Raw genomic sequence first — 23673 nt, 5'->3', positions numbered from 1 at the left:
CAAAGTTGCCTTGTGCGCTGTCCTTTATTGTTGCGGATGTTGCCGCGAAGTTGGCCGCTGCGGCAATGACCGCTTTCTCGACATTAGCCGAACCGAGCCATTTTGCCTTGCGCGGCAAGCCTGGGGGATTATCCTGAGCGCCGGTTACATTTTCTGGAGCTGTACATGATTCGTTCGTGGCCTGTCGTTGCCTTGCTGCTGTTTTTGCCGTTGTGGCTGGCGGCCAGTTATGGCGTGCGTTTCGGCCTGATGGAAGACGGGCAGTGGGTAGGCCTGTGCGCGGTGCCTGGCGAGCACTGGCAGTGCCACGCGCGGTCGCTGCTGGGGTTGTGGATTCACTTCCAGGTGATCGGCTGGGTGGCGTTGGGGCTGGCCTTGCTGTGCCAGGTGCTGCCGGGACGGCTTGGTTGGTGGGGGGCGGTGCTGGCGCTGGTGGCCGGGGTGCCGGCGCTGGTGTTGTACACGGCCAGTCTGGCGGTGTTTGCGGTGGTTCTGGCGGGGTTGAGGTTGGTCAGGGTTTCCAGCTAGCAGGTTTTTGCGGGTGTTCTTTTCGCAGGCAAGCCCGCGGAAAGAACACCGCCGTCTCAAGCCCTGCGCAAACTGCGCCAAAGGGCAGCGACCATCAGCACACTGACCGCCAACCAGGCCCAGGCCTGATGGTTGTGCAGCCCTTCCTGATACAACTGCGGCGCAATCCCCGCGCCGATGATGAACGCCAGCAGCGCCACCTCGGCCCTGCGCGCCGCAACCGGCCGCAGCAGGTACACCAGGGCCGGCAGCAGCAGCGCTGCACTGGGGAAGCTGCGATAGCGCGGGTCGAAGACCATTGCCAGCATGCTCACCGCCGCTGCGAACCCCGCTGCCAGCAGCCACCAGCCTGCTCGAGCCTCGAGCCAGACGAACAACCGCTCGCGCCAGCCTTCGCGTCGGGCCAGGGCCAGCGCGGCATGGGCCAGTACCAGCAGGTTCAGGCCTGCCAGCCCTGCCGCCCACAGCCACTCGGCGGCAAAGCGTGCATTGGTGCGCATCAGCTCGCCCCACAGCCCCAGGCTGCCCGCGCCGACTGCCGCCAGCAGCGGCAGCAGCAATGCCGCACGGGCATGCGCCGGGCGCCCGGCCAGCCCCAGGGTCGCCAACACCAGCAAGGTGCTGACCAGCCACCACTGTGGCCACAGTGGCAGGTTGCTGACGGGCCCTTCGAGCACGCCTTTGTCCTGCCGATCAGCGTCGTACAGCCCCCAGTAACCGCCCACGGCGCCTTCGCTGGCGCGTTTCCAGGGCTGGTCGAACGCTTCGATCAGGTTGTAGCGCCAGCCGTTGGCCTCGGCCATCGCGACGAAGCCACGAATGAAGCGCGCCTCGTTGACCCGGCTTGGTTCTGCGGTCTCGCGTTGCCGGCCTTCGCTGGGCCAGCCGGTCTCGCCGATCATGACGTCCTTGGGCGCAAAGCGATTGCCGAAGACCTGGCGCACCTCGGCGACATGCGCGAGGGCGTCCTCGATCGCGCGTGGATCGTCCTCCCAGTAGGGCAGCAGGTGGATGGTCAGGAAGTCCACCGCCGGCGCCACTTCCGGGTGCTGGAGCCAGAACTCCCAGACATCGGCGTAAGTGACCGGGACCGTCACCTGGCGTTTCACCCGGGTGATCAGTTCGGCCAGGCGTTGGCCTGTGACTTCCTTGCGCAGCAGCGCTTCGTTGCCGACGATCACTGCGCTGACCACGTCCGGGTTGGCGTTGGCCGCCTCGATCAGCAGCGCGACCTCCTTGTCGGTATCCACCGGGTTGGCGTTGACCCAGGCACCGAGCATCACCTTCAGGCCATGCTTGCGCGCCAGCGCCGGAATCGCCTCCAGCCCGGTCATCGAATAGGTGCGGATGCACTGGAAACGCTCGGCCAGCAATGCCAGGTCGGCGTCCATGCGCGCAGGGCGCAGGCGAAACGGCTGGTCGAAGGGTGATTGGTCCTTGTCGAAGGGGGTGTAGGAAGCGCACTGCAACTTGTGCGTCGGGCTGGCCGCATCGGGCAGGTGCACCGGCTTGCCCAGTCCATACCAGAGTGCACCGAGACCGAGCACGGCGAACAGGCAGGTGATCAGGTAGAGGAGGGTGGTGCGGGGCGTGCTGGGCATCGAGCGGTCCATCGTCTGGCGCGGGTCATCGGTTCAGAGTCGCTGATAGTAGCCCGGCGCCAACAGTTTGGCATGCAAGGATCGCGCAGAACCCTGCGCGTGGATGACGCTAATGGCCAAGTGCTGTCGCTTATCGTTGGGTAAAGGTCGCTGACGGAGCAGGTCGCACTGTGTTGCAGGTTGATGATGCAATCTCCAAGACCTGACGAGGGGATGCTTTGATGGCGACTACTACAAGAATGCGACGTTTCCTGGGCGTGACTGGCGCCCTGGTCTTGACCATGGGTGCTGCACAGGCCATGGCCAAGGAAGTAAGCATCGGTTACGTGGACGGGTGGGCCGACAGTGTCGCGACCACCAACGTGGCCGCCGAAGTGATCAAGCAGAAACTTGGCTACGACGTGAAGCTGCAGGCGGTGGCCACCGGTATCATGTGGCAGGGGGTGGCGACCGGCAAGCTCGACGCCATGCTCTCGGCCTGGCTGCCGGTGACCCACGGCGAGTACTGGAGCAAGAACAAGGATAACGTGGTCGACTTCGGCCCGAACTTCAAGGATGCCAAGATCGGCCTGATCGTGCCTGAGTACGTCAAGGCCAACAGCATTGCCGATCTCAAGACCGATAGCAGCTTCAAGCAGAAGATCGTGGGTATCGACGCAGGCTCCGGGGTGATGCTCAAGACCGAGCAGGCGATCAAGGACTATGACCTCACCGGCTACAAGCTGACGGCAAGTTCGGGCGCAGCGATGACGGCGGAACTTGGCCGCTCCTATGCCAAGCAGCAGTCGATCGCGGTGACCGGCTGGGTGCCGCACTGGATGTTCGCCAAATGGAAGCTCAAGTTCCTCGAAGATCCGAAAGGCGTCTATGGCGCGGCGGAAACCGTCAACAGTATTGGCAGCAAGGAGTTGGCGAGCAAGGCGCCGGAAGTGGCCGAGTTCCTCAAGAAGTTCCAGTGGCAGTCCAAGGACGAGATTGGCGAGGTGATGCTGGCCATTCAGGAGGGCGCCAAGCCTGAAGCGGCGGCCAAGGACTGGGTGGCCAAGCATCCGGAGCGGGTCAAGGAGTGGACGGGTAAATAACCGATAGGGTCTTTATGAAAAGCCTTGAGACGAAGGTCAGGCAAGGCGAAAACAGCCGAGGAAGCGGAGTTTACGGGTTGTAAATGAGCATTCCGAGGCTGTTTTCAACGCAGCATCACCGAGTATCAAGGTTTTTCATACAGAGCCTAGGGCCAGTGGGTACTTTTCGCGGGTAAACCCGCTCCCACAAAGTGCGCATTGGCCCTGACTTTGTTACCCAAACGGTAAAAGACTGTTGCATCTAAGACTAAGGTCGTCTGGTTGGCGTCCACCGGCAGCATAAAGTTAAGGCGGGTTCTCCCCTTACTGTGTTGCTGCTAGGACAAAAACAATGAACGACAGCATCTACCGATCGATACAAGAAAGTCCGCGCTTCAAGGAGCTGGTCACCAAACGTGAACGTTTCGCCTGGCTCCTTTCGGCGATCATGCTCGGCCTCTACTGCGGCTTCATCCTGCTCATCGCCTATGGCCCGCAGATTCTCGGCGCCAAGCTCAGCCCCGGCTCGTCCATCACCTGGGGCATTCCCCTGGGGGTAGGCCTGATCCTCTCGGCCTTCGTCCTCACCGCCATCTACGTGCGTCGTGCCAACGGTGAATTCGATGAGCTGAACAAGGCGATCCTGAAGGAGGCGCAGCAATGATTCGTCACGCCAAAACCCTGGCCGTACTGGCCTGCGGTGCCTTTGCACCCGCCGTGTGGGCTGCCGATGCAATCAGCGGCGCGGTGCAGAAACAGCCGTTGAACATGTCGGCGATCATCATGTTCCTGGCCTTTGTCTGCTTCACCCTGGGGATCACCTACTGGGCCTCCAAGCGCAACAAGTCGGCGTCGGATTACTACGCGGCGGGCGGGCGCATCACCGGTTTCCAGAACGGCCTGGCAATTGCCGGTGACTACATGTCGGCGGCCTCTTTCCTGGGGATTTCCGCCCTGGTGTTCACCTCCGGCTACGATGGCCTGATCTACTCGATCGGTTTCCTTGTCGGCTGGCCGATCATCCTGTTCCTGATCGCCGAGCGCCTGCGCAACCTGGGCAAGTACACCTTCGCCGACGTCGCCTCCTATCGCCTCGGTCAGAAAGAGATCCGCACCCTGTCGGCCTCGGGCTCGCTGGTGGTGGTGGCCTTCTACCTGATCGCGCAGATGGTCGGTGCCGGCAAGTTGATCGAGCTGCTGTTCGGCCTGGACTATCACGTCGCGGTGATCCTGGTCGGCATCCTGATGTGCCTGTACGTGCTGTTCGGTGGCATGCTGGCCACGACTTGGGTGCAGATCATCAAGGCCGTGCTGCTGCTCTCCGGTGCCAGCTTCATGGCGCTGATGGTGATGAAGCACGTGGGCTTCGACTTCAACACCCTGTTCTCCGAGGCCATCAAGGTACATGCCAAGGGCGAAGCGATCATGAGCCCGGGCGGCCTGGTCAAGGACCCGATCTCGGCCTTCTCGCTGGGCCTGGCGCTGATGTTCGGCACCGCGGGCCTGCCGCACATCCTGATGCGCTTCTTCACCGTCAGCGACGCCAAGGAAGCGCGCAAGAGCGTGCTGTATGCCACCGGTTTCATCGGTTACTTCTACATCCTGACCTTCATCATCGGCTTCGGCGCCATCCTGCTGGTCAGCACCAACCCCGACTTCAAGGACGCCGCTGGCGCCCTGCTGGGCGGTAACAACATGGCGGCGGTGCACCTGGCCGATGCCGTGGGTGGCAGTATCTTCCTCGGCTTCATCTCGGCGGTGGCCTTCGCCACCATCCTCGCCGTGGTGGCCGGCCTCACCCTGGCAGGCGCTTCGGCGGTTTCCCACGACCTGTACGCCAGCGTCTGGCGCAAGGGCAAGGCCAACGACAAGGACGAGATCCGCGTGTCGAAGATCACCACCGTCGCCCTGGGCGTCCTGGCGATCGGCCTGGGTATCTTGTTCGAGAAGCAGAACATCGCCTTCATGGTTGGCCTGGCCTTCTCCATCGCCGCAAGCTGCAACTTCCCGGTACTGCTGCTCTCGATGTACTGGAAGAAGCTGACCACCCGCGGCGCCATGATCGGCGGCTGGATGGGCCTGATCAGCGCGGTTGGCCTGATGATCCTCGGCCCGACCATCTGGGTGCAGATCCTCGGTCACGAAAAAGCCATCTATCCGTACGAGTACCCGGCGCTGTTCTCCATGATCATCGCCTTCGCGGGTATCTGGTTCTTCTCGGTCACCGACAAGTCCAAGGCTGCCGATGACGAACGTGCACTGTTCTACCCGCAGTTCGTTCGCTCGCAGACCGGCCTGGGTGCCAGTGGTGCGGTTTCCCACTGATCGTTGATGCCGAGTACGACGCCCCGCCTGCCGGGGCGTCGTCGTTTCTGGCTGATGGCATTTTCCTATCCCTGGGAAATTTCCCAAGCTCGCTGGGAAGGGTCTGAGTTAATGCGTCGATTACTCCGCGAATAATGGGCCAGGTGACGCAGTCAAGCGTTATTCCGCCTCATTACTTCAAGGAGATTTCCTCATGAAACGTCTGTTCATGACCCTGCCCCTCGCGCTGTTCACCGCCGCATCGGCATATGCCGTCGACCCTATCGAAAAGCAGGTCCAGGTCACCGCGCAGGTGCCTACCGATGCCTTCTTCGTCGAGCCGGTGGGCGGCAACTGGATGAACGACCCGCAGGAACTGGCCTGGAACTCGTTCCGCAGCGAACTGCAGCCGATCCGCAAGCAGTTGCAGGTCAAGAGCACCGTCGGCCCGATCACCGCCTACCTGGTGTCGCCGGCGGCGGTCAGCGACGGGGTGAACAGCATCGGCCTGGATGTGTCGGTGGCCGGCACCACGCTCAGCACCACCTCCACCGAAGTCATCAGCGCAGCCCAGGCGGCGCCGGGTGCGGTGGTCGGTTTCGAGATCGCGGCTCAAGCCGCGCCAGCCGGCGGCTATGTGCCCGGCAGCTACCAGGGGCTGGTGAGCATGATGTTCGAAACCGCCATCCCCTGATTCGCCCACTCCCTGCTTTCCATTGCCCGTTGCCGCCTCTGTCTGCTGCTTGTCAGGGCCGGGCGGGCATTGCCTGCCATGATGCCTATGTCAATCTTTCAGCCTATCCCTGTCGCGCTCCGCCATTGCCTGCTCGTGGGCGCCTGCATCGCCTTGATGCCCCGGGTCGGCCTTGCTGCCACTGCGACCCTGGGGCGGGTCGAGGGTTTGCCCCGCGAGTTCGAGGGGCATTTCTTCGATGTGCCGCTGGCGGTGCGGGTGGACCTGGACGGCCGCTACCTGGGTGACGCCCTGGTGGTACTGGGGCGTGACGAGCAGGTGCAACTGCTCGAGTTCACCGAGACCGACGAGAGCCGCGAGCCCGAAAGCCTGCGCCAGCGCTGGCAGGAGCGTCTGGCACGACCGCGACCGCTGGGCGATTGTCTGCAGGATTGTCCCGACGGGCTTCAGGCCGTGCACTACAGCCTGGTCAACTCGCAGTTGTCTTTGCTCACCCTGCAGGCCGAAAGCGCCGGGCAGGCACCTCGCTTTCATCGACCGCCAGAGCAGGGAAGTACAGGCCTGCTGCTGCGCAATCAGCTCAATCTGGTCGGTGATGGACGCGGCGGCACGGGGCGCTTTGCATTACAAGGCCAGGGCAGCATCGGCCACTGGACCGCCCTGGCCGACGGACAACTCGACCGTGGCAGCGAGGCCGACGCCTCGACCCGCTATCACGTCGAGCAGCTGTATGCCGAACGCCTGGTCGAAGATCACTTCTACCGGCTCGGCTACTTCACCCCCAGCGCCCAGGGCCTGACGCGCCAGCCAAGGCTGAACGGGGCCAGCGCCGACACCACGCTGGGGGTGATGTTCGGCAGCAGCGATGGGTTGATCCTGGACACCGGCATGCCCAGCGCCACCCCGATCTACGTCACCCCTGACCGGCCGGCGATCGTCGAGATCTACCGCAACGGTGTGCTGATCAACAGCCAGCCTGTGCAGCCTGGCTTGCAGACCCTGGACACTCGTGTGCTGCCCGGTGGCATCTACGAGGTCGAGGTGCGTCTGGTCGAGGATGGCCAGGTCACCTCGCGCGACCAGGCATTCATCTACAAACCCAGCAACTGGAGCAGCCGCGGCGGACGTTGGCGCTACAACGTCTACCTGGGACGACAGAGCAGCGTGCTGAGCAACTGGTCACGCGAGCATGACGACAGCCTCAGTGGCGGCGTCCTGGCCAACTACCTCTTGCATCCACGCGCAGTGGTGGGGGTTTCCGTGCAGCAGATCGATGAGCAGCAGCAGTTCGGCACCTCGCTGGACTGGGATGTGCACGAGCGCTTCAAGCTGTATGGCAACCTCTATCAGGCCCGGGGCTATGGCAACGGCTACGACCTGCAGGCCGTCGGCAACTTCGAGCGCACCTCCCTGGTGGCCAGCCACAGCCGCTCCTGGCTCGCCCCCGAGACGACCATCCAGCGCCCTCATGCGGCGCAGTCGACCCGGCAGACCTCGGTGTCGCTGAGCCAGCGCCTGGACCCGCGCCACACTGCCAACCTGCGGCTGTCGCACAGCCGCGGAGGCAGCGAGGGCGTGGGCTTGGACCTGGGGTGGTCGTACTACGGGCGGCTGTTCGGTTCCGATGCCAACTGGCGGCTGTCGGTGTTCGACCGTCCCGGTACGCTGGCCACCGGTGAGTCACGCAGCCGCGGGGTCAACCTGGCCTTGAGCATGAGCCTGGGAGGCGGCAAGGGGCGGCGTTTGTCGGCGACCGTCGGCACCCGCACGTCTCGCGACGGCGGGCGCGACGTCAACACCTCGCTGGCCTACCAGCAAGACCTCGAGCTCGGGCCGCTGCGCAGTGTCGGTGCAACGATGAGCGCCGACCGCTATGGCGTGGGGCTTGGCGGCGATACCCAGTTCGAAAGTGAGGTGATGCATGGCGATGCCTACGTGCAGCAATCCTCCTACAACGGCGAGTTCAGTGGTGGGGTGAACCTGGAGAGCCTGCTCGCGCTTGGGGGCGGCAAAGTCGCCCTGAGCGGCCAGTACCTGCCGCATCAGGCGGGCCTGATCGTCGACGTCGACAGTGACTTGCCCGACCTGAAACTGCACGCCGACGACCCCAATGGCACCACGTCACTCCTGCGCCCCGGGCGTAACGTCATACCGGTCGCGGCCTACAAGCCTGGCAGCGTGCAGTTCGATTTCGACGGTGTCGACGCGACGGCGGCGCTGATCCAGCCCGCCAGCCTGGATTACCACCTCAACCGAGGGGGTATCGCTTATCGCCAGTTGCGGGTGATGCGCACGGTCATGGTGCTGGGGCGGTTGTTCGACGGCAAGGGCCAGCCTCTGCGTGGCGCGCAGGTGATCAATGACGCCAGCCGCAGTGTCACCGAAGTCGATGGTTTCTTCGCTGTGGAAATGAGCGAGTCGACACCGACCCTCGAAGTGCGTCTCAAGGGGGCCGCGGTCTGTCTGCTGGCGCTGGACACCTCGCGGCTGGTACGTGAAGGCGACGTATTGCTGGCTGGCGACCAGCAGTGCCGGCGTGGCGAGCTGGCAGGCGAGAGCAGGGCGGGCATGGATACAGGCAGTTGAAGGGAAGAGCAGTTTTTCCTGCTTTTTGTAGGAGGTTTCTCATCACGTTTTGGGAAGTGTCGTTCGCATCGCTGCATGGCCACGTGATCGACGCCCCCCTAATATCCTATTGAATATATGGAGATTTATCGCATGGGTATCCGTAGCCTGATGGCCCTGCTGCTGGCGCTGCCGTTGTCACTTCACGCGGCCCCCGAACTGAATATCGGTGGCCTCTACGACTACCTCGAAGGTGATCGCAGCACCCTGCTGAAACGGGTGCGCAATGGTGGCGATACCACCGCCTTCGTCAAGATCAGCGTTGTGGAGCTGGTGTACGACGCCGACGGTCAAGCCCGTGAAGTCGCGACCGATGGATTGGCGCTCGACCAGCGAGGGCTGGTGGTCAGCCCCGCGCGGCTGATCGTGCCGGCTGGTGGAATGCAGGCTGTGCGCCTGCTCTATCGCGGCCCGCGAGACCAGGAGCGCTATTACCGCCTGCGCTTTTTACCGGTGCTGCCTGAGCGCGGCGATGACTTTGCCGTCGATGAACAACAGGCGCGCAGCTACCGTGAGCACTTGCAGGCCGGGGTCAACCTGCTGGCCGGTTACGGCTCGCTGCTGTTCGTACGTCCGCAGCAGCCACGCTTCGATACCCGGATCCGCCGCCAGGGTGGTCAACTGGAGGTGACCAACGCCGGCAACGCCAGTGTGGTCCTGGATCGTTTCCGTCAATGCCACGCGTCGGCGCAGACCTGTGACGCGGCCACGAAGCATCACTTGTTGCCGGGGCGTAGCCGACAATTCAATGGCCATGTGGAAAAGGAACATCGCTTCGACCTGCATGAAGGGGCCGAACGCCGCGATGTCGTGGTGGAAGGATGAGCCGCCTTGCAGGACGCGGTCGCCTTGCGCATGTCGGTGGCACCTGGCTATGGCTCATGCTGCTCGTCGCACCGGTGGTCCCTGCCCTGGAGGTGACCTTGACTGCAAAATACCAGGGCGGTGGGTCGGGACGGTTCGAGAATACTACGCCGCCTGGAGGGCTCTGCCAGAGCTGGGGTTCGACTTGCCGTAACCAGATGACCGTCACCCTGCCTATCACCTATACCAAGACCACGATCCGGACAGCTTCGGATGTGCGCGATACCTTTTTCGTCAAGGTTCCTGCTCGACGGGAGATCGAGGTGCGCTCGGACGACGGGCTCGAATCCCGGCGCATGGTGTTCGAATGGACCGCGCTCAGCCAGCGCGTGCTCGGCGCGAATCTCAATCGACATACGCTTTATCAGGCCACGCCGGAGGGCGGCTGCAGCAGTATCGGCAGCGTATCGCAGTTCCGTCCGGCCCTCGTCTCCTACCTCTGGCGCATCGGCGATCCGATCTCGCCGGGTGCCTGCACTGCAGATGGTGGTTACGCTGCTGCGGGCTTCAGCCAGAACCTCGACGTACAGGAAACCAGCGTCGCCTTCCAACTCGACCTGCCACCGCCTTACCGCCTGCGTTCTGGCACCTATCGAGGCTCCACCACCTACCGCATCGGCCCGGGCATGGACTTCGACTTCGGAAATGGGGTGTCGGCGCTCAGCGGCGATACCCTGACCGTCAATTTCGAACTGGATGTGCAGCATGCCTTCGTGTTCGAGTTTCCCCCAGGCTCCGACCGTGCCGTGCTCGAGCCCCGGGGCGGCTGGCAGGCATGGCTGGGCGGTGGTCGGGTTCCACAGCGGCTTTATCGCGACCTGCCTTTTCGGGTGTGGTCGACCGGCCCGTTCAAGGTCTACAAGCTGTGTCAGTACGACAGTGGTACGCAGTGCGCGATCCGAGATGCCGCCAGCCATCAGGCCGACCTGGGAGTGGCACTCAGCCTGCCTGGCGGGATCCAGCATGGGGGCGGCGCGGTGCAGCGACTGCCGCTACCCACGGGGCGCGCCATGGCAGTGCAGTTCGAATCGGTACAGCCGGTGGCGAACCGCCCCGGGCAGTTGCACTTCGCCATCGAATCCGATCAGGTACGCGGCATGCTGGCCAATGCCGGAAGCACCTACACTGGCCTGGTTACCGTCGTTTTCGATGCCGAGTTGTAGTCCATGGACATGACGAGCGAGGAACGAGCATGAGCAGGGTACTGGTGGTCGACGACCACCCTTTCATCCGCTCGACCGTGTGCATGCTGTTGCGCCAGGAACGGCTGGAGGTCGTCGGGCAGGCGGACAATGGTATCGATGCACTGCGGTTGATGCGTCAGGAACCGGTGGACCTGGTGATCCTGGACATCACCATGCCGGGCCTGGATGGCCTGGAGGTGATCGCCCGGATGCGCAGCCTGGAGCACCCGGCCAAGTCGCTGATCCTCACCTCGCAACTGGCCGAGGCCTATTCGCTGCGTTGCATGCAGGCCGGCGCTGCGGGCTACGTGTCCAAGACCGATGATCTTGGCGAACTGAACAAGGCGGTGCGCGCGGTGCTTTCCGGTTACACCTACTTTCCGCAGGTGACGCTCAGCTCGGTGCACCGGCAGGATCTCAAGGCCAGCGAGGCACAGTGCATCGCCAGCCTCACCGACCGTGAACTGATGGTTCTGCAGCAGTTGGCCAGGGGCTTGAGCAACAAGGCAATTGGCGATGCGATGTTGCTGAGCAACAAGACCATCAGCACCTACAAGAGCCGGCTGCTGGAAAAGCTGCGGGTCCGTTCGCTCATCGATCTCGCGGATTTCGCCCGCCGCAACCTGCTGATCTAGAGCTGTCCAGTGCTCGGGCGAGCCCTGTCGCTGGCGCTGCTGTTGTGCCTGATCGCCCCGCCGGTGGCGGCTGCCACCCAGTTGCATTCGTGGGTTGTCCTGGAGGGGCCGACCATCGAGCCGACGCAAGACGCCCTGCGCTGGTTGTGGGAGCGAGGTCGGTTGCGCCTGGGTATCGTCGAACGACACGATCCCCCTTTCGACCTGCTGGGCACTGGCCAGACCTATGAGGGCATCACTGCCGACTACGCCAGCCTGGTGGCGGCGCGTTTGCGCCTGCCGGTCGAGGTGCAGGTGTTTGCCTCGCAGGATGAAGCCTTTGCAGCGTTGCGTGATGCACGCGTCGACCTGGTCGGCTCGGTGACTGCGCGCCAGGCCCAGGATGCGGGGCTGCGCTTGTCGCACCCCTATGCCGAGGATCGGCCCATGCTGATGGCGGCTCGGCCGACCAGCGTACCTGGTCCAGGGCCTGAGCCCGGTATGCGCCTGGCCATGGTTGAAGGTTATCGCCCACTGGAGCAGGTTCTGGCGGTCTACCCGCTGGCGCAGGTCCAGTGGCATGCCTCGCCGTTCAGTGCCATGGCCGCGCTGGTACTGGGCCAGGCCGATGTGTACATCGGGGATGGCCTCAAAGGGCGCTACCTGCTGGGGCGCAGTCAGCTGTTCGGGGTCGAGGCGGTCGGTCACGCAGACCTGGATTCACAAGCGATCGGTTTTGCCATGCTCGACTCGACCGGACCGCTGGCGGCCCTGGTCGATGACGCCCTCGCCAGCCTTGGCGAGCCCCAGCATGAGCAGATCCGCCGACGCTGGAGCCCTTTGGTAATGGCGGCCTACGATCCTGCGGCCTTGCAGTTGAGCACTTCCGAGCAGCGCTGGATCGCTGACAATCCTGTGGTCAAGGTGGTGCTGGACGAACAGTTGCTACCCCTGAGCTATCGCGATGCCAAGACGGGGCTGCAGGGGCTTAGCCTGGACATCCTGCAATGGGTCAGCCAGCGCACCGGGTTGCGTTTCGAGGTGCAGGGCACAGGCACTATCGAGCAGATGATCGAGTGGGTACGTCAAGGGCGTGCGCAAGTGATTGCCGGTTTGGCCTACAGCCCGCAACGGGCCCGCGAGCTGAGTTTCAGTCGGGCTTACCTGAGTGCGTCAAGGGTGCTGGTGACACGTGAAGACGCCCCCGGCCCCGCGAGCCTGGCCGGGCTGGAGGGGCACCGACTTGGCGTGATCCTGGGCAGTGCCGTGCCGGACCTCCTGGCCCAGCGCTACCCGCGTATCCGCTTGCAAGCCTATGACGGGGCGCTGGAGGCCCTGCACGCGGTCGCACGCGGCCAGGTGAGCGCGGCGGTGCTGACCTACGACGATGCGCGGCCGATGATCGCTCGATGGTACCCGGGGCGGGTGAAGATCGCGGCCAGCGTATCCTTGCCACCGGCTCACTTTGCGTTGGCCACGGCGCGCGGCGAGCAGGAGTTGCAGAGCATCCTGAACAAGGCTCTGCTCAGCCTCTCCCCACAGGAAACCGATGCCCTGGTGCGCCGCTGGCGCAACCCGCTGATCGTGGGGGACGGGGTCTGGTCACGCTATCGTGGCAAGATCCTGGGAGGCTTCGCGGCGGCCTTGAGCCTGCTGTTGCTGGCGCTGGTATGGATCCGTTACCTGCGCCGTCTGCAGCGAGAGGCGGCACGGGCGCGCCGCGAGGCTGAGGCGGCGAACCAGGCCAAGACGGATTTTCTCACCACCATGAGCCATGAAATCCGCACCCCGCTGCACGCCGTGCTGGGCATGCTTGAACTGGCCCAGCGCAAGGCGGGCCAAGGTGTCCTAGACCGCATGGCCATCGAGGTGGCCACCGATGCCGCACGCGGCCTGCTTGAGCTGGTCGGTGACATTCTCGATGTCAGCCGGATCGAAGCCGGACGTTTGCAACTGGCGCCGCAGCGGGTCGTGCTGGGTGAGCAGGTGGCCAGCGTGGTTCAGTTGTTCGAAGAGCAGGCGCGGGCCAAGGGGCTGGTGTTGGAGCTGGACATGCGCGGTGCACAGGCGTGCGAGGTCATGCTCGACCCTCTGCGCTTCAAGCAGATCCTCGCCAACGTCCTGAGCAATGCGATCAAGTTCACTGGGGAGGGCCATGTCCGGGTTGATTTGCAGGCGCGTGCGCAGGGGGCCAGGCTGACGGTCGAGCTGGTCGTGGAGGATACCGGGATCGGCATTGCCGCCGATGAATTGGCAGTTCTTGGCCAGCTCTTTCGCCAGGCCAGCAACCAGCGGCAATCGCCACGGCAGAGCGCCGGGCTGGGTCTGGCCATCAGTCGCAGCCTGTGCCAGATGATGGGGGGGCACCTGAGGCTGGACAGTGTGCTGGGGCAGGGAACACGCGTGTGCATCCACCTTGAGTTGCCCTTGCTGACCGCGCAGGAAGCCCGTGAGGGGCCGACCGTGCCCACAGCCATGGCGCACTTCGCCAGATTGCGGGTGCTGGTGGTCGATGACTATCCGGCCAACCGTCTGCTGCTGGCGCAGCAGCTCGATTACCTCGGCCATCAGGCCCGCGTCGCCGAAGATGGCACGCAGGCCTTGCGCTTGTGGCTCAAGGAGCATTTCGATGTGGTGATCAGCGATTGCAGCATGCCACGCCTCGGTGGGCAGGCGCTGGCGCGGGCAATCCGCGAACATGAGCGGCGCAGCGAGCGTCCGCGCTGCCGGGTCATCGGGCTCACGGCCAGCGCCCTGGCCGATGAGCGAAACCGCTGCCGGGCGGCGGGCATGGACGCTTGCCTGTTCAAACCGCTGGGGCTGCAAGACCTGGAGCGGGTGCTGACGGCCTGTCGTCCACCCTCGCGAGCGACCGCATGCGGGCAACCGATCCTGGACATGGCCCATTTGACGCGTCTGGTGGGCAAGGACCAGGCTGCGCTCAATGCCTTGCTGGCCGATTTGCGCAGCAGCAATCGCAGCGACCTCGAGCGTCTGCAGGCGTTCAGGCACCAGCCGCGGGCGCTTGCGCAACTGGCCCACCGGGTCAAGGGCGCTGCGCGCATCGTGCGCGCCCGCACCTTGGTGACGTTGTGCGAACGTCTCGAACGGACCTGCGCCGAGCCGTCCCCTGCACCGGTGAAATTGGGCGCAGATGTGCGCGCCTTGCGCACAGCGATGCAGCAACTGGATCGCCAGCTCGAGCGCCACGCCGCCGCTGGCGGCATGGCGGTGGCGTCATATCATCCCGAGCAACAACAGCACCAGCAGCACCACCAGTACAGCGCCGACGATGCCGGACGGGCCATAGCCCCAACTGCGCGAATGGGGGAAGACCGGTAAGCCACCGATCAGCAGCAGGATCAGAATGATGATGAGGATCGTGGTCATGGGCGAAGTCCTTGCGTGATTGAGGGGCAAGGGCCTGGAACTGCTGGCCTCTTGTAGATTCGGACTGGTGCCGCTTGGGAAAGATTCCATTGGTGTGCGGCTTCTTCGCAGGATCGATACTGACCAATGGGTCATGCCCATCCATTCACTATCCTGATGGACCCTGCCTGGCTGGCCGACGTTGATTAGACTCGGTTGCAATTCAGTCGGCACAAGGCCCGTCACCATGCAAAACCGCATCATGATCACAGGCGCAGGTTCCGGCCTGGGACGCGAGATCGCCCTGCGCTGGGCTCGAGAGGGTTGGCGCCTGGCGCTGGCCGATGTCAGCGATGCAGGCCTGCGCGAAACCCTGGAGCTGGTACGTGCCGCAGGCGGCAGTGGTTTCGTGCAGCGTTGCGACGTGCGTGACTACAGCCAGCTCACCGCCCTGGCCCAAGCCTGCGAGGAGCAATTCGGCGGCATCGATGTGATCGTCAATAACGCAGGCGTCGCCTCGGGCGGGTTTTTCGCCGAGCTGTCGCTCGAGGATTGGGACTGGCAGATCGCAGTCAACCTGATGGGCGTGGTCAAGGGCTGCAAGGCGTTTCTGCCACTGCTCGAGCGCAGCAAGGGGCGCATCATCAACATCGCCTCGATGGCGGCGTTGATGCAAGGGCCGGGGATGAGCAACTACAACGTCGCCAAGGCCGGAGTGCTGGCGCTGTCGGAAAGCCTGCTGGTGGAGTTGCGCCAGCTAGAGGTGGGGGTGCATGTGGTGTGCCCGTCGTTCTTCCAGACCAATCTGCTCGACTCCTTCCGCGGGCCGAATCCTGCGATGAAGGCGCAGGTCGGCAAGCTGCTGGAGGGCTCGCCGATCACCGCTGCCGACATCGCCGACTACATCCATGCCCAGGTCGATGCCGGTGAGTTCCTGATCCTGCCGCACGAGGCCGGGCGCGACGCCTGGCGCCTGAAGTGCGAAGCCCCGCAGGTGTTGTATGACGAAATGGCCGCCATGGCGGTGAAGATGCGAGCCAAGGCGCGCTCGGGTCACTAGGTTTTTGTGGTGTCGGTCTGTAGGCGTTTTTACCTTGCTAGGTAGGTCCGGTCTTTTTCATGGGTGAATGATTGAATAGGCCGGAACCCCAGCGCAGGCTCGGGTTTTCCCTCGATCTGGAGGATCGGAGCATGCTGGTAATCGGACGCGAAATCGGCGAGGTCATCACCATCGGCGAGAACATCCGCATCAAGGTGATGGCCGTAGAAGGCGGGGTAGTGCGCTTCGGGATCAGTGCACCGCGTGAGGTGGTGGTGCACCGCTCGGAGATTCACAAGCGTATCAAGGAGCAGGAGCTGGAGCGCAGCACTTCGGCTTAGGGGCTGTCTGAAATGTGTCTGCGCGAAGGTCAGACAAGGCGAAACGGGGGGAGGAACGCCCGGGGTCGCGCACGACTGTACTGGAGTACATGAGCGTTCCGAGCCCCGTTTCAACGCAGTATGGGCGAGTGCAGATACATTTCAGGCAGACCCTAGTCCAGAAGCTCCCGTGGCACATCATGCTTGGCCAGTAACTGGCACTGCTGGCTTTCCAGATCGAAGAGAATGAACGCCTGGCCCTTGGCCAAGGCCTGGCGCACGCGCAGCACGCGGGTTTCCAGTGGGGTGTCGTCGCCGTTGTCGGTGCCGTCGCGGGTGACGAAGTCTTCGATCAGGCGGGTGAGGGTGTCGGCTTCGAGTTGGTCGTAGGGGATCAGCATGATGGCTATCGGGTTGGGCAGGTTGGGCTGCATGCTACTTGAAAGTGGGGCAGGGACGTTAATCGTCGGCGACGTCTGAGCGGGTTCACCCCGCGTAGACGCCGCCGCCAGGTTCAGCTCTTGTTGCCCACCAGGCTATCCACCGCTGGCACCCGGGTATCGCTCTCCATTTGCGCATCATGCTCCAGTTGATGACTGAAACGCTCCAGAGAAGTATTGGCCGGTTGCGAGTCGCTGGCGAACACGGGCGGGCTGAGCAGGTACGCCGACAACAGGCGACTCAGTGCAGCCAGGCTGTCGATGTGGGTGCGCTCGTAACCGTGAGTGGCGTCGCAACCGAACGCCACCAGCGCAGTGCGGATATCGTGCCCGGCCGTGACCGCCGAGTGGGCGTCGCTGAAGTAGTAGCGGAACAGGTCGCGGCGTACCGGCAACTCCTGGTCGCTCGCGAGCTTGAGCAGATGGCGGGACAGGTGGTAGTCGTACGGCCCTGAAGAGTCCTGCATCGCCACGCTTACCGCATGCTCGCTGGACGCCTGCCCCGGCGCCACCGGGGCGATGTCGATGCCGACGAACTCGCTGACATCCCAAGGCAGCGCGCCTGCGGCCCCGGACCCGGTTTCCTCGGTGATGGTGAACAGCGGATGGCAGTCGATCAGCGGTTGGCGACCACTTTCCACCACAGCCTTGAGGGCTGCGAGCAATGCCGCCACGCCGGCTTTGTCGTCCAGGTGACGGGCGCTGATATGGCCGCTGTCGGTGAATTCCGGTAGCGGGTCGAAGGCGACGAAGTCACCGATGCCGATGCCCAGCGCCTCGCAATCGGCGCGGGTAGCGCAGTAGGCGTCCAGGCGCACCTCAACGTGTTCCCAACTGATCGGCATCTGGTCGATGGCGGTGTTGAAAGCGTGCCCGCTGGCCATCAACGGCAGCACGCTGCCGCGAAACACGCCGGTGTCGGTGAACACGCTGACCCGGCTGCCTTCGGCGAAGCGGCTGGACCAGTGCCCCACCGCCGACAGGGCCAGGCGGCCGTTGTCCTGCAACTGCCGCACGCTGGCGCCGATGGTGTCCAGGTGTGCCGAGACGGCGCGATCGGGCGAACTCTGACGGCCCTTGAGCGTGGCGCGGATGGTGCCACGGCGGGTCAGCTCGAAGGGGATGCCCAGTTCGTCCAGGCGCTCGGCTACGTAGCGCACGATGGTATCGGTGAAGCCGGTGGGGCTGGGGATGGCAAGCATCTCCAGGAGGACGCGCTTGAGGTAGTCCAGGTCGGGTTCGGGGAGTCGTTCGGACATGGGTACTCCTTGGGGTCTTTGCTGGCTTTTTCGCGGGCAAGCCCATTCCACAAGGGCTTGCCCGCGAAAAGGCCTGCAGCGATTCAGGCCAGGGGCTGGCTATGCGGGAACAGCAGATCCACGAACCGCTCCGCAGTCGGCTGCGGTTCATGGTTGGCCAGCCCGGCCCGTTCGTTGGCTTCGATGATCACGTAGTCTGGCTGCTGCGCATCGCGCACCATCAGGTCCAGGCCCACCACCGGAATCTCCAGCGCCCGCGCAGCCCTCACCGCCGCATCGGCGAGCACCGGGTGCAACTGTTCGGTGACATCTTCCAGGGTGCCGCCCGTGTGCAGGTTTGCCGTGCGCCGCACCGCCAGGCGCTGGCCTGCCGGTAATACGTCTTCAAAGCCCAGCCCGCAGGCGCGCAGGGTGCGCTCGGTTTCCTCATCCATCGGGATGCGGCTTTCACCCCCGGTTGCGGCCTGGCGACGGCGGCTCTGGGCCTCGATCAGCGCCTTTATGGTGTGCTTGCCGTCGCCGATCACCTCGGCCGGATGGCGAATGGCGGCGGCCACCACCTCGAAGCCGATCACCAGGATGCGCAGGTCGAAACCGGCGTGGAAGCTCTCGAGCAGCACGCGGCTGTCGAAACGCCGGGCGTGCTCCACAGCCTGGCTGATCTCGTCGTATTCGGTGAGGTTGACCGCGACACCCTGGCCTTGCTCGCCATCCACCGGCTTGACCACCACGGCGCCATGCTCTTCGAGAAAGGCCAGGTTGTCGTCGGCGTTGCCCGCCAACTGCTGGGCAGGCACTTGCAGGCCGGCATCGTGCAGCACCTTGCGGGTCAGGCGCTTGTCCTGGCACAGGGTCATGGTCACGGCGCTGGTCAAGTCACTCAGTGATTCGCGACAGCGAATCCTGCGCCCGCCCAGGCTCAGGGTGAACAGCCCGGCGCTGGCGTCGTCCACCTGGACTTCGATACCACGGCGCAGGGCTTCGTTGACGATGATCCGCGCGTAGGGATTGAGCCCGGCTTCAGGGCCAGGGCCGAGGAACAGTTCCTGGTTGATGCCATTCCTGCGCTTGACGGCGAAGGTGGGCAGGTTGCGAAAGCCCAGCTTCTGGTAAAGCCGCTTGGCCTGGCGGTTGTCGTGCATCACCGACAGGTCGAGGTAAGCCAGGCCGCGGCTCATGAAGTGCTCCACCAGATGGCGCACCAGCACTTCGCCGACACCCGGACGGCTGCACTGCGGGGAGACGGCCAGGCACCACAGGCTGCTGCCGTGCTCGGGGTCGTCGAAAGCCTTGCTGTGGTTCAGCCCCATGACGCTGCCGATCACCGCGCCGGTGTCTTCGTCCTCGGCCATCCAGTACACCGGGCCACCCAGGTGGCGCGGGGTGAGCAGCTCGGGATTGACCGGCATCATGCCGCGCGCCTGGTACAGCGTGTTGATTGCTTGCCAGTCGCCTTCGGCCTGCGCGCGGCGGATGCGAAAGCCCCGGAACACGCGCTGCGCCGGGCGGTAGTCGGTGAACCACAGGCGCAGGGTGTCGGAGGGGTCGAGAAACAGCTGTTGCGGCGCCTGGGCCAGCAACTGCTGGGGGGCCGCCACGTACAGGGCGATGTCACGTTCGCCAGGCTGTTCGTCGAGCATGGCCTCGGCAAGTTGTGCAGGGTCAGGGTAGGTGTGGCCGATCAGCAACCGCCCCCAGCCGCAGTGCACCGCACGCGGTTGGTCGTGCGGGTCGCTGCCGTCGCCCGCCAGGCGGGCCTGCAGGCGTTCGTAGGAGGGCGCCTGGCCGCGCAGCAGGCGCTGGCCATAGGCACTATGGGCTTTCATCGGTCAGATTCCTTGTTCGCTGAGCCACAGGTTCAGGGCCGCCAATTGCCACAGCTTGGAGCCGCGCAGCGGGGTCAGTTGGCCATGCGGGTTGCTCAGCAGGCGGTCGAGCATCGCCGGGTTGAACAGGCCGCGGTCCTGGCTCGGGTCGGTCAGCAGTTCGCGTACCCAGCCAAGGGTCGCGCCCTCCAGGTGCTTGAGGCCGGGTACGGGGAAGTAGCCCTTCTTGCGGTCGATGACTTCATGGGGAATGACCCGTCGCGCCGCCTGCTTGAGCACCTGCTTGCCACCGTCGGGCAGCTTGAAGCGCGCCGGGATACGGGCAGAAAGTTCGACCAGGCGATAGTCGAGGAACGGCGTACGTGCCTCCAGCCCCCAGGCCATGGTCATGTTGTCGACACGCTTGACCGGGTCGTCGACCAGCATCACCGTGCTGTCCAGGCGCAGGGCCTTGTCCACCGCATGGGTTGCACCGGGGCGGGCGAAGTGCTCGCGGACGAAATCGCCAGCGGCATCGTTGTCCAGCAACCAGGGGGCCTGCACGGTGTCGCGGTATTCGTCGTGGCTACGGTCGAAGAACGCCTTGCGATAGGCGCTGAAGGCATCCTCGGCGCCATCGACCTGCGGATACCAGTGGTAACCGGCGAACAATTCGTCGGCGCCCTGGCCGCTCTGCACGCCCTTGCAGTGCTTGGCGACTTCACGCGAGAGCAGATAGAAGGCGATGCAGTCGTGGCTGACCATCGGCTCGCTCATGGCGCGGAAGGCGGCCGGCAATTGCTCGATGATCTCGTGTTCGGCGATGCGCAGCTGGTGGTGGCGGGTGCCGTAGTGCTTGGCGATCAGGTCCGAGTACTGGAACTCGTCGCCACGTTCGCCGCCGGCATCCTCGAAACCGATGGAGAACGTCGACAGGTCGTCCACACCGACCTCGCGCAGGAGGCCGACCAGCAGACTGGAGTCGACACCGCCTGACAGCAGCACGCCGACATCCACAGCCGCGCGCTGGCGGATCGCCACGGCATCGCGGGTGGCATCGAGCACGCGGGTGGTCCAGCCTTCGAGATCGAGGTCCTGCTCGTCCTGGTGCGGGCCGTAATGCAGCTGCCACCAGGTCTGGCGCTCGACTTCACCGTGGCGGTCGATGCGCATCCAGGTGCCGGGCTCGAGCTTCTGCACGTTGGCCAGCATCGTGCGCGGGGCGGGCACCACGGCGTGGAAGTTGAGGTAGTGGTTGAGCGCCACCGGATCGATCATCGGGTCGATGTCGCCGCCCTTGAGCAGCGCCGGCAGGGTCGAGGCGAAGCGCAGGCGCTCGCCGTTGCGCGACAGGTACAGCGGCTTGACGCCGAGGCGGTCGCGGGCCAGGAACAGGCGCTGGTTGTCGCGTTCCCAGATGGCTAGGGCAAACATGCCGTTGAGCTTGGGCAGCAGCGCGGCGCCCCAGGCGTGGTAGCCCTTGAGCAGCACTTCGGTGTCGCCGTCGGACCAGAACCTGTAACCCAGGTCCTGCAGTTCCTGGCGCAGCTCCGGGAAGTTGTAGATGGCGCCGTTGAACGCCAGGGACAGGCCGAGGGTGTTATCGACCATCGGCTGCGCCGAGCCGTCGGACAGGTCCATGATCTTCAGGCGCCGATGGCCGAGGGCGATCGGCCCCTGGCTATGGAAGCCCCAGGCATCAGGGCCGCGTGGCGCCAGATGGTGGGTGATGCGCTCCACCGCGGCGAGATCCGCCGGGCGGGGGGCTTGGTCGATGGGGGTGAAACGTAACTCTCCTGCTAATCCGCACATAAGTCCTTACCGGTTTTGCCGTTGGGGAAAGAGTGCCCCCACATGGGGCACCTTAAGGAACTGACCCAGGGGATTTGCGGGAGTTTTAGATCAATCTGTTATATGCGACGAGTGGTGCACCGTTTCATTTGCCGCGAATCAACTTGCGCAGCGTGAACCGGTTTGGATGACAGGCCTCGGCCACAGCCCGAGGCACCGGCAGTGGTTCGCCACTGGCCCAGGCAGCGATCAGCTCGCCGCTCAGAGGCGCAGTGATCAGGCCGCGTGAGCCATGGCCGCTGTTGACGTACAGGCCTTCCAGCCAGGGGCAGTCGATGGCCGGGACCTGTCGGGCATCCTTGGCCAGCATTGAATAGGTCGTGCTGAACGCAGCAGGGTCGGCCAGCGGCCCGACGATCGGCAGGTAATCCGGGCTGGTGCAACGGAACGCTGCACGCCCCTGCAGTTGCGCCGGATCCAGTGCGCTCGTATCGAGGCGCTGCGCCAGGTCGGCAGAAATCGCCTCCAGCAGGCCAAGATTGCTTGCGTGCTCGCCGGCAGTGGGGGCGAGGTCGAGGCTATGGAAGTCGAAACTGGCGCCGAGGGTATGCTCGCCGTCGCGCGCCGGTGCGACGTAGCCGTCGGCGCAGACCACGGTGCCCAGCGCCTGGCTGCGCTCGGTCAGTGGCAGGCGGGTGATCTGTCCGCGGATACGCTTGAGCGGCAGCTCGGCGCATGCCTCGAAGTTGCATATCTCAGCGGCGCCGGCCAGTACCACCAGCGGCGCACTGGCCAGTAATTGTTCGCCGTCCCAGGCCTGCCACAGACCGTCGATGCGGCGCAGTTCGATCACCTGGTGATGGTTGAGCAGGCGGATGCGTGGATGTTGCAGTTGCGCGTGGCACAGTGCGGGCGGGTGTACCCAGCCACCCTCGGGGTAGAACAGCCCACCGCTGGCCAGGGCGACCCCGGCGACCGCTTCGGCCTGCTCGCGATCCAGGCACTGCAGCAGGCTGCTGTCAAAGGCGCTGGCCAGCTTGGACTGGCGCTCGGCTTCCTTGGTGTCGAAGGCCATTTGCAGCACGCCGCAGTCGTCCCAGTCACGGCCACGCTGCAGGCGTTCGAGCCAACGGCGGGTGTAGCCGAACCCGGCGAGAATCATCTGCGACAAGGCAGTGCCATGCGCCGAGAGCTTGAGGTACAGCACGCCCTGGGGGTTGCCGGAAGCCTCTCGGGCCGGGGCGTCGTGGCGCTCCAGCACCTCGACCTGCCAACCGCGTGCGGCCAGGCTGGCGGCGCTGGCGCAACCGGCCAGCCCGGCGCCGATGACCAGTGCGCGACGGGGGCCGTTCACGGGGGCGGGGCGTGCATACCAGGGGGTGGGTTGCGGCGGTGTCGGCAGGTCTTCAGGCCAGCCGACGAATTCTCCCCCCATCACTTCCCACTTCTTGCCCAGCCCCGGCACTTTCTTGATCGCAAAACCGGCGGCCGCCAGGCCACGGCGTACCCAGCCGGTGGTGGTAAAAGTCCCCAGCGTGGTGCCGGGGCGTGACAGCCGCGCCAGTTGCGCGAACAGTTCCGGCGTCCACATGTCCGGGTTCTTCGCCGGAGCGAAACCGTCCAGAAACCAGGCGTCGATGGGCGCGTCGAGCTGAGGCAACTGTTCCAGCACGTCACCGACCAGCAGGGTGAGGGTGATCCGGCCCTGTTCGAAGCTGAATTGCTGGAAGCCCGGGTGCACTGCCACGTACTGCGCCAGCAAGGGTTCGCTGTAGGGCGCAAGCTCCGGCCACAGCGCTGCAGCGCGGGCCAGGTCGGCGCGGCTCAGCGGGTACTTCTCGACACTGACGAAGTGCAGCCGCGCCTCGGGGTGGGCTTTTTCTGCGAACAGTTGCCAGGCACAGAAGAAGTTCATGCCGGTACCAAAACCGGTCTCGCCGATCACCAGGCAGGCGTGTGGCGCAAGCTCGGCGAAGCGCCGGGCCAGGTGGTTGCGTTCGAGGAAGACGTATACCGTTTCGTGCACGCCCTCGTTCTTCGAGAAATAGACGTCGTCGTATTGCCGCGAGTGAGGGCGGCCCTGGTCGTCCCAGTCGATCTGGGCGTGCTGGGGGAGTGGGGTATCAGGCATGGTCTGTTCGGCTGGCAGTGAGGCGGAGATTTTATGCCATCTGC

The 23673-nt window shown here is 64.6% G+C and carries 18 protein-coding genes and 1 pseudogene; 12 read left to right on the top strand and 7 right to left on the bottom strand.

All coding sequences use genetic code 11. The annotated features are described in order from the left end of the window. The first annotated feature begins 165 nt into the window (after positions 1-165). Positions 166-528, top strand: a complete 363-nt coding sequence (locus AC2CGW_RS02245; RefSeq protein ID WP_186667034.1) for a hypothetical protein — start codon at positions 166-168, stop codon at positions 526-528. 56 nt (positions 529-584) lie between these two features. On the opposite strand, the gene AC2CGW_RS02240 is transcribed toward AC2CGW_RS02245, so the two are convergent. After that, on the bottom strand, positions 585-2141 hold the full coding sequence (locus AC2CGW_RS02240; protein ID WP_186710167.1) for a glycoside hydrolase family 17 protein: 1557 nt from the start codon (positions 2139-2141) through the stop codon (positions 585-587). 209 nt (positions 2142-2350) lie between these two features. Here AC2CGW_RS02240 and AC2CGW_RS02235 point away from each other — a divergent pair, with 209 nt between their 5' ends. The 9 genes and pseudogenes from AC2CGW_RS02235 to AC2CGW_RS02195 form a co-directional block, all read left to right on the top strand. After that, positions 2351-3211: a glycine betaine ABC transporter substrate-binding protein gene (locus tag AC2CGW_RS02235; RefSeq protein ID WP_186667030.1), complete on the top strand. Its 861-nt coding sequence runs from the start codon at positions 2351-2353 to the stop codon at positions 3209-3211. Positions 3212-3542: 331 nt separating this feature from the next. Beyond that, positions 3543-3854 (top strand): DUF485 domain-containing protein, encoded by a 312-nt coding sequence (locus AC2CGW_RS02230; protein WP_186667029.1) that lies wholly within the window; start codon positions 3543-3545, stop codon positions 3852-3854. After that, positions 3851-5515, top strand: coding sequence for a cation acetate symporter (locus AC2CGW_RS02225; protein WP_054893849.1), 1665 nt, complete (start codon positions 3851-3853; stop codon positions 5513-5515). The genes AC2CGW_RS02230 and AC2CGW_RS02225 overlap by 4 nt, the downstream gene beginning before the upstream one ends. 193 nt (positions 5516-5708) lie before the next feature. After that, positions 5709-6188: a CS1 type fimbrial major subunit gene (locus tag AC2CGW_RS02220; protein ID WP_186667025.1), complete on the top strand. Its 480-nt coding sequence runs from the start codon at positions 5709-5711 to the stop codon at positions 6186-6188. Between the two features lie 87 nt (positions 6189-6275). Beyond that, the gene (locus AC2CGW_RS02215; RefSeq protein WP_484573456.1) at positions 6276-8774 is read left to right on the top strand and encodes a TcfC E-set like domain-containing protein; all 2499 of its coding nucleotides are present in this window, start codon (positions 6276-6278) and stop codon (positions 8772-8774) included. 117 nt (positions 8775-8891) lie between these two features. Beyond that, on the top strand, positions 8892-9638 hold the full coding sequence (locus AC2CGW_RS02210) for a fimbrial biogenesis chaperone (protein ID WP_484573455.1): 747 nt from the start codon (positions 8892-8894) through the stop codon (positions 9636-9638). 197 nt (positions 9639-9835) lie between these two features. Further along, a complete protein-coding gene (locus tag AC2CGW_RS02205; protein WP_238348361.1) occupies positions 9836-10840 on the top strand; it encodes a hypothetical protein in 1005 nt (334 codons plus the stop codon). 29 nt (positions 10841-10869) lie between these two features. Then, positions 10870-11496, top strand: a complete 627-nt coding sequence (locus AC2CGW_RS02200) for a response regulator transcription factor (RefSeq protein WP_186667018.1) — start codon at positions 10870-10872, stop codon at positions 11494-11496. A 9-nt stretch (positions 11497-11505) separates the two neighbouring features. Then, a pseudogene (locus AC2CGW_RS02195) lies at positions 11506-14610 on the top strand (transporter substrate-binding domain-containing protein); the annotation flags it as partial. A 102-nt stretch (positions 14611-14712) separates the two neighbouring features. Here AC2CGW_RS02195 and AC2CGW_RS02190 read toward each other — a convergent pair. Continuing rightward, a complete protein-coding gene (locus tag AC2CGW_RS02190; RefSeq protein WP_065862157.1) occupies positions 14713-14865 on the bottom strand; it encodes a DUF3309 family protein in 153 nt (50 codons plus the stop codon). 226 nt (positions 14866-15091) lie between these two features. Between AC2CGW_RS02190 and AC2CGW_RS02185 the strand changes: the two genes are divergently transcribed. Both AC2CGW_RS02185 and csrA read left to right on the top strand, forming a co-directional pair. Next, entirely contained in the window at positions 15092-15904 is an 813-nt protein-coding gene (locus AC2CGW_RS02185) for an SDR family oxidoreductase (RefSeq protein WP_186667015.1), read from the top strand. Positions 15905-16035: 131 nt separating this feature from the next. Continuing rightward, positions 16036-16224 (top strand): carbon storage regulator CsrA, encoded by a 189-nt coding sequence (csrA, locus tag AC2CGW_RS02180; protein WP_186710158.1) that lies wholly within the window; start codon positions 16036-16038, stop codon positions 16222-16224. 152 nt (positions 16225-16376) lie between these two features. Here csrA and AC2CGW_RS02175 read toward each other — a convergent pair whose 3' ends face one another. The 5 genes from AC2CGW_RS02175 to mnmC form a co-directional block, all read right to left on the bottom strand. Then, positions 16377-16604, bottom strand: coding sequence for a YheU family protein (locus AC2CGW_RS02175; protein WP_054893888.1), 228 nt, complete (start codon positions 16602-16604; stop codon positions 16377-16379). Positions 16605-16717: 113 nt separating this feature from the next. Then, complete coding sequence (locus AC2CGW_RS02170) at positions 16718-17902, bottom strand: osmoprotectant NAGGN system M42 family peptidase (protein ID WP_186667013.1); 1185 nt, start codon at positions 17900-17902, stop codon at positions 16718-16720. Between the two features lie 83 nt (positions 17903-17985). Continuing rightward, positions 17986-19728: an N-acetylglutaminylglutamine synthetase gene (ngg, locus tag AC2CGW_RS02165; RefSeq protein WP_484573454.1), complete on the bottom strand. Its 1743-nt coding sequence runs from the start codon at positions 19726-19728 to the stop codon at positions 17986-17988. A 3-nt stretch (positions 19729-19731) separates the two neighbouring features. Beyond that, on the bottom strand, positions 19732-21519 hold the full coding sequence (locus tag AC2CGW_RS02160; protein WP_484573453.1) for an N-acetylglutaminylglutamine amidotransferase: 1788 nt from the start codon (positions 21517-21519) through the stop codon (positions 19732-19734). A 124-nt stretch (positions 21520-21643) separates the two neighbouring features. Next, the gene (gene mnmC / locus AC2CGW_RS02155) at positions 21644-23629 is read right to left on the bottom strand and encodes a bifunctional tRNA (5-methylaminomethyl-2-thiouridine)(34)-methyltransferase MnmC2/FAD-dependent 5-carboxymethylaminomethyl-2-thiouridine(34) oxidoreductase MnmC1 (RefSeq protein ID WP_484573452.1); all 1986 of its coding nucleotides are present in this window, start codon (positions 23627-23629) and stop codon (positions 21644-21646) included. Positions 23630-23673 lie beyond the last annotated feature (44 nt).

The sequence above is a fragment of the Pseudomonas sp. SYWMCR5 genome (assembly GCF_057197165.1).
This window is presented reverse-complemented; position numbering and strand designations above follow the sequence as displayed.

Coding starts and splice junctions, on each gene's coding strand:
- AC2CGW_RS02245 (WP_186667034.1), top strand. CDS start 166: ATGATTCGTTCGTGGCCTGTCGTTGCCTTGCTGCTGTTTTTGCCGTTG.
- AC2CGW_RS02240 (WP_186710167.1), bottom strand. CDS start 2,141: ATGGACCGCTCGATGCCCAGCACGCCCCGCACCACCCTCCTCTACCTG.
- AC2CGW_RS02235 (WP_186667030.1), top strand. CDS start 2,351: ATGGCGACTACTACAAGAATGCGACGTTTCCTGGGCGTGACTGGCGCC.
- AC2CGW_RS02230 (WP_186667029.1), top strand. CDS start 3,543: ATGAACGACAGCATCTACCGATCGATACAAGAAAGTCCGCGCTTCAAG.
- AC2CGW_RS02225 (WP_054893849.1), top strand. CDS start 3,851: ATGATTCGTCACGCCAAAACCCTGGCCGTACTGGCCTGCGGTGCCTTT.
- AC2CGW_RS02220 (WP_186667025.1), top strand. CDS start 5,709: ATGAAACGTCTGTTCATGACCCTGCCCCTCGCGCTGTTCACCGCCGCA.
- AC2CGW_RS02215 (WP_484573456.1), top strand. CDS start 6,276: ATGTCAATCTTTCAGCCTATCCCTGTCGCGCTCCGCCATTGCCTGCTC.
- AC2CGW_RS02210 (WP_484573455.1), top strand. CDS start 8,892: ATGGAGATTTATCGCATGGGTATCCGTAGCCTGATGGCCCTGCTGCTG.
- AC2CGW_RS02205 (WP_238348361.1), top strand. CDS start 9,836: ATGACCGTCACCCTGCCTATCACCTATACCAAGACCACGATCCGGACA.
- AC2CGW_RS02200 (WP_186667018.1), top strand. CDS start 10,870: ATGAGCAGGGTACTGGTGGTCGACGACCACCCTTTCATCCGCTCGACC.
- AC2CGW_RS02190 (WP_065862157.1), bottom strand. CDS start 14,865: ATGACCACGATCCTCATCATCATTCTGATCCTGCTGCTGATCGGTGGC.
- AC2CGW_RS02185 (WP_186667015.1), top strand. CDS start 15,092: ATGCAAAACCGCATCATGATCACAGGCGCAGGTTCCGGCCTGGGACGC.
- csrA (WP_186710158.1), top strand. CDS start 16,036: ATGCTGGTAATCGGACGCGAAATCGGCGAGGTCATCACCATCGGCGAG.
- AC2CGW_RS02175 (WP_054893888.1), bottom strand. CDS start 16,604: ATGCTGATCCCCTACGACCAACTCGAAGCCGACACCCTCACCCGCCTG.
- AC2CGW_RS02170 (WP_186667013.1), bottom strand. CDS start 17,902: ATGTCCGAACGACTCCCCGAACCCGACCTGGACTACCTCAAGCGCGTC.
- ngg (WP_484573454.1), bottom strand. CDS start 19,728: ATGAAAGCCCATAGTGCCTATGGCCAGCGCCTGCTGCGCGGCCAGGCG.
- AC2CGW_RS02160 (WP_484573453.1), bottom strand. CDS start 21,519: ATGTGCGGATTAGCAGGAGAGTTACGTTTCACCCCCATCGACCAAGCC.
- mnmC (WP_484573452.1), bottom strand. CDS start 23,629: ATGCCTGATACCCCACTCCCCCAGCACGCCCAGATCGACTGGGACGAC.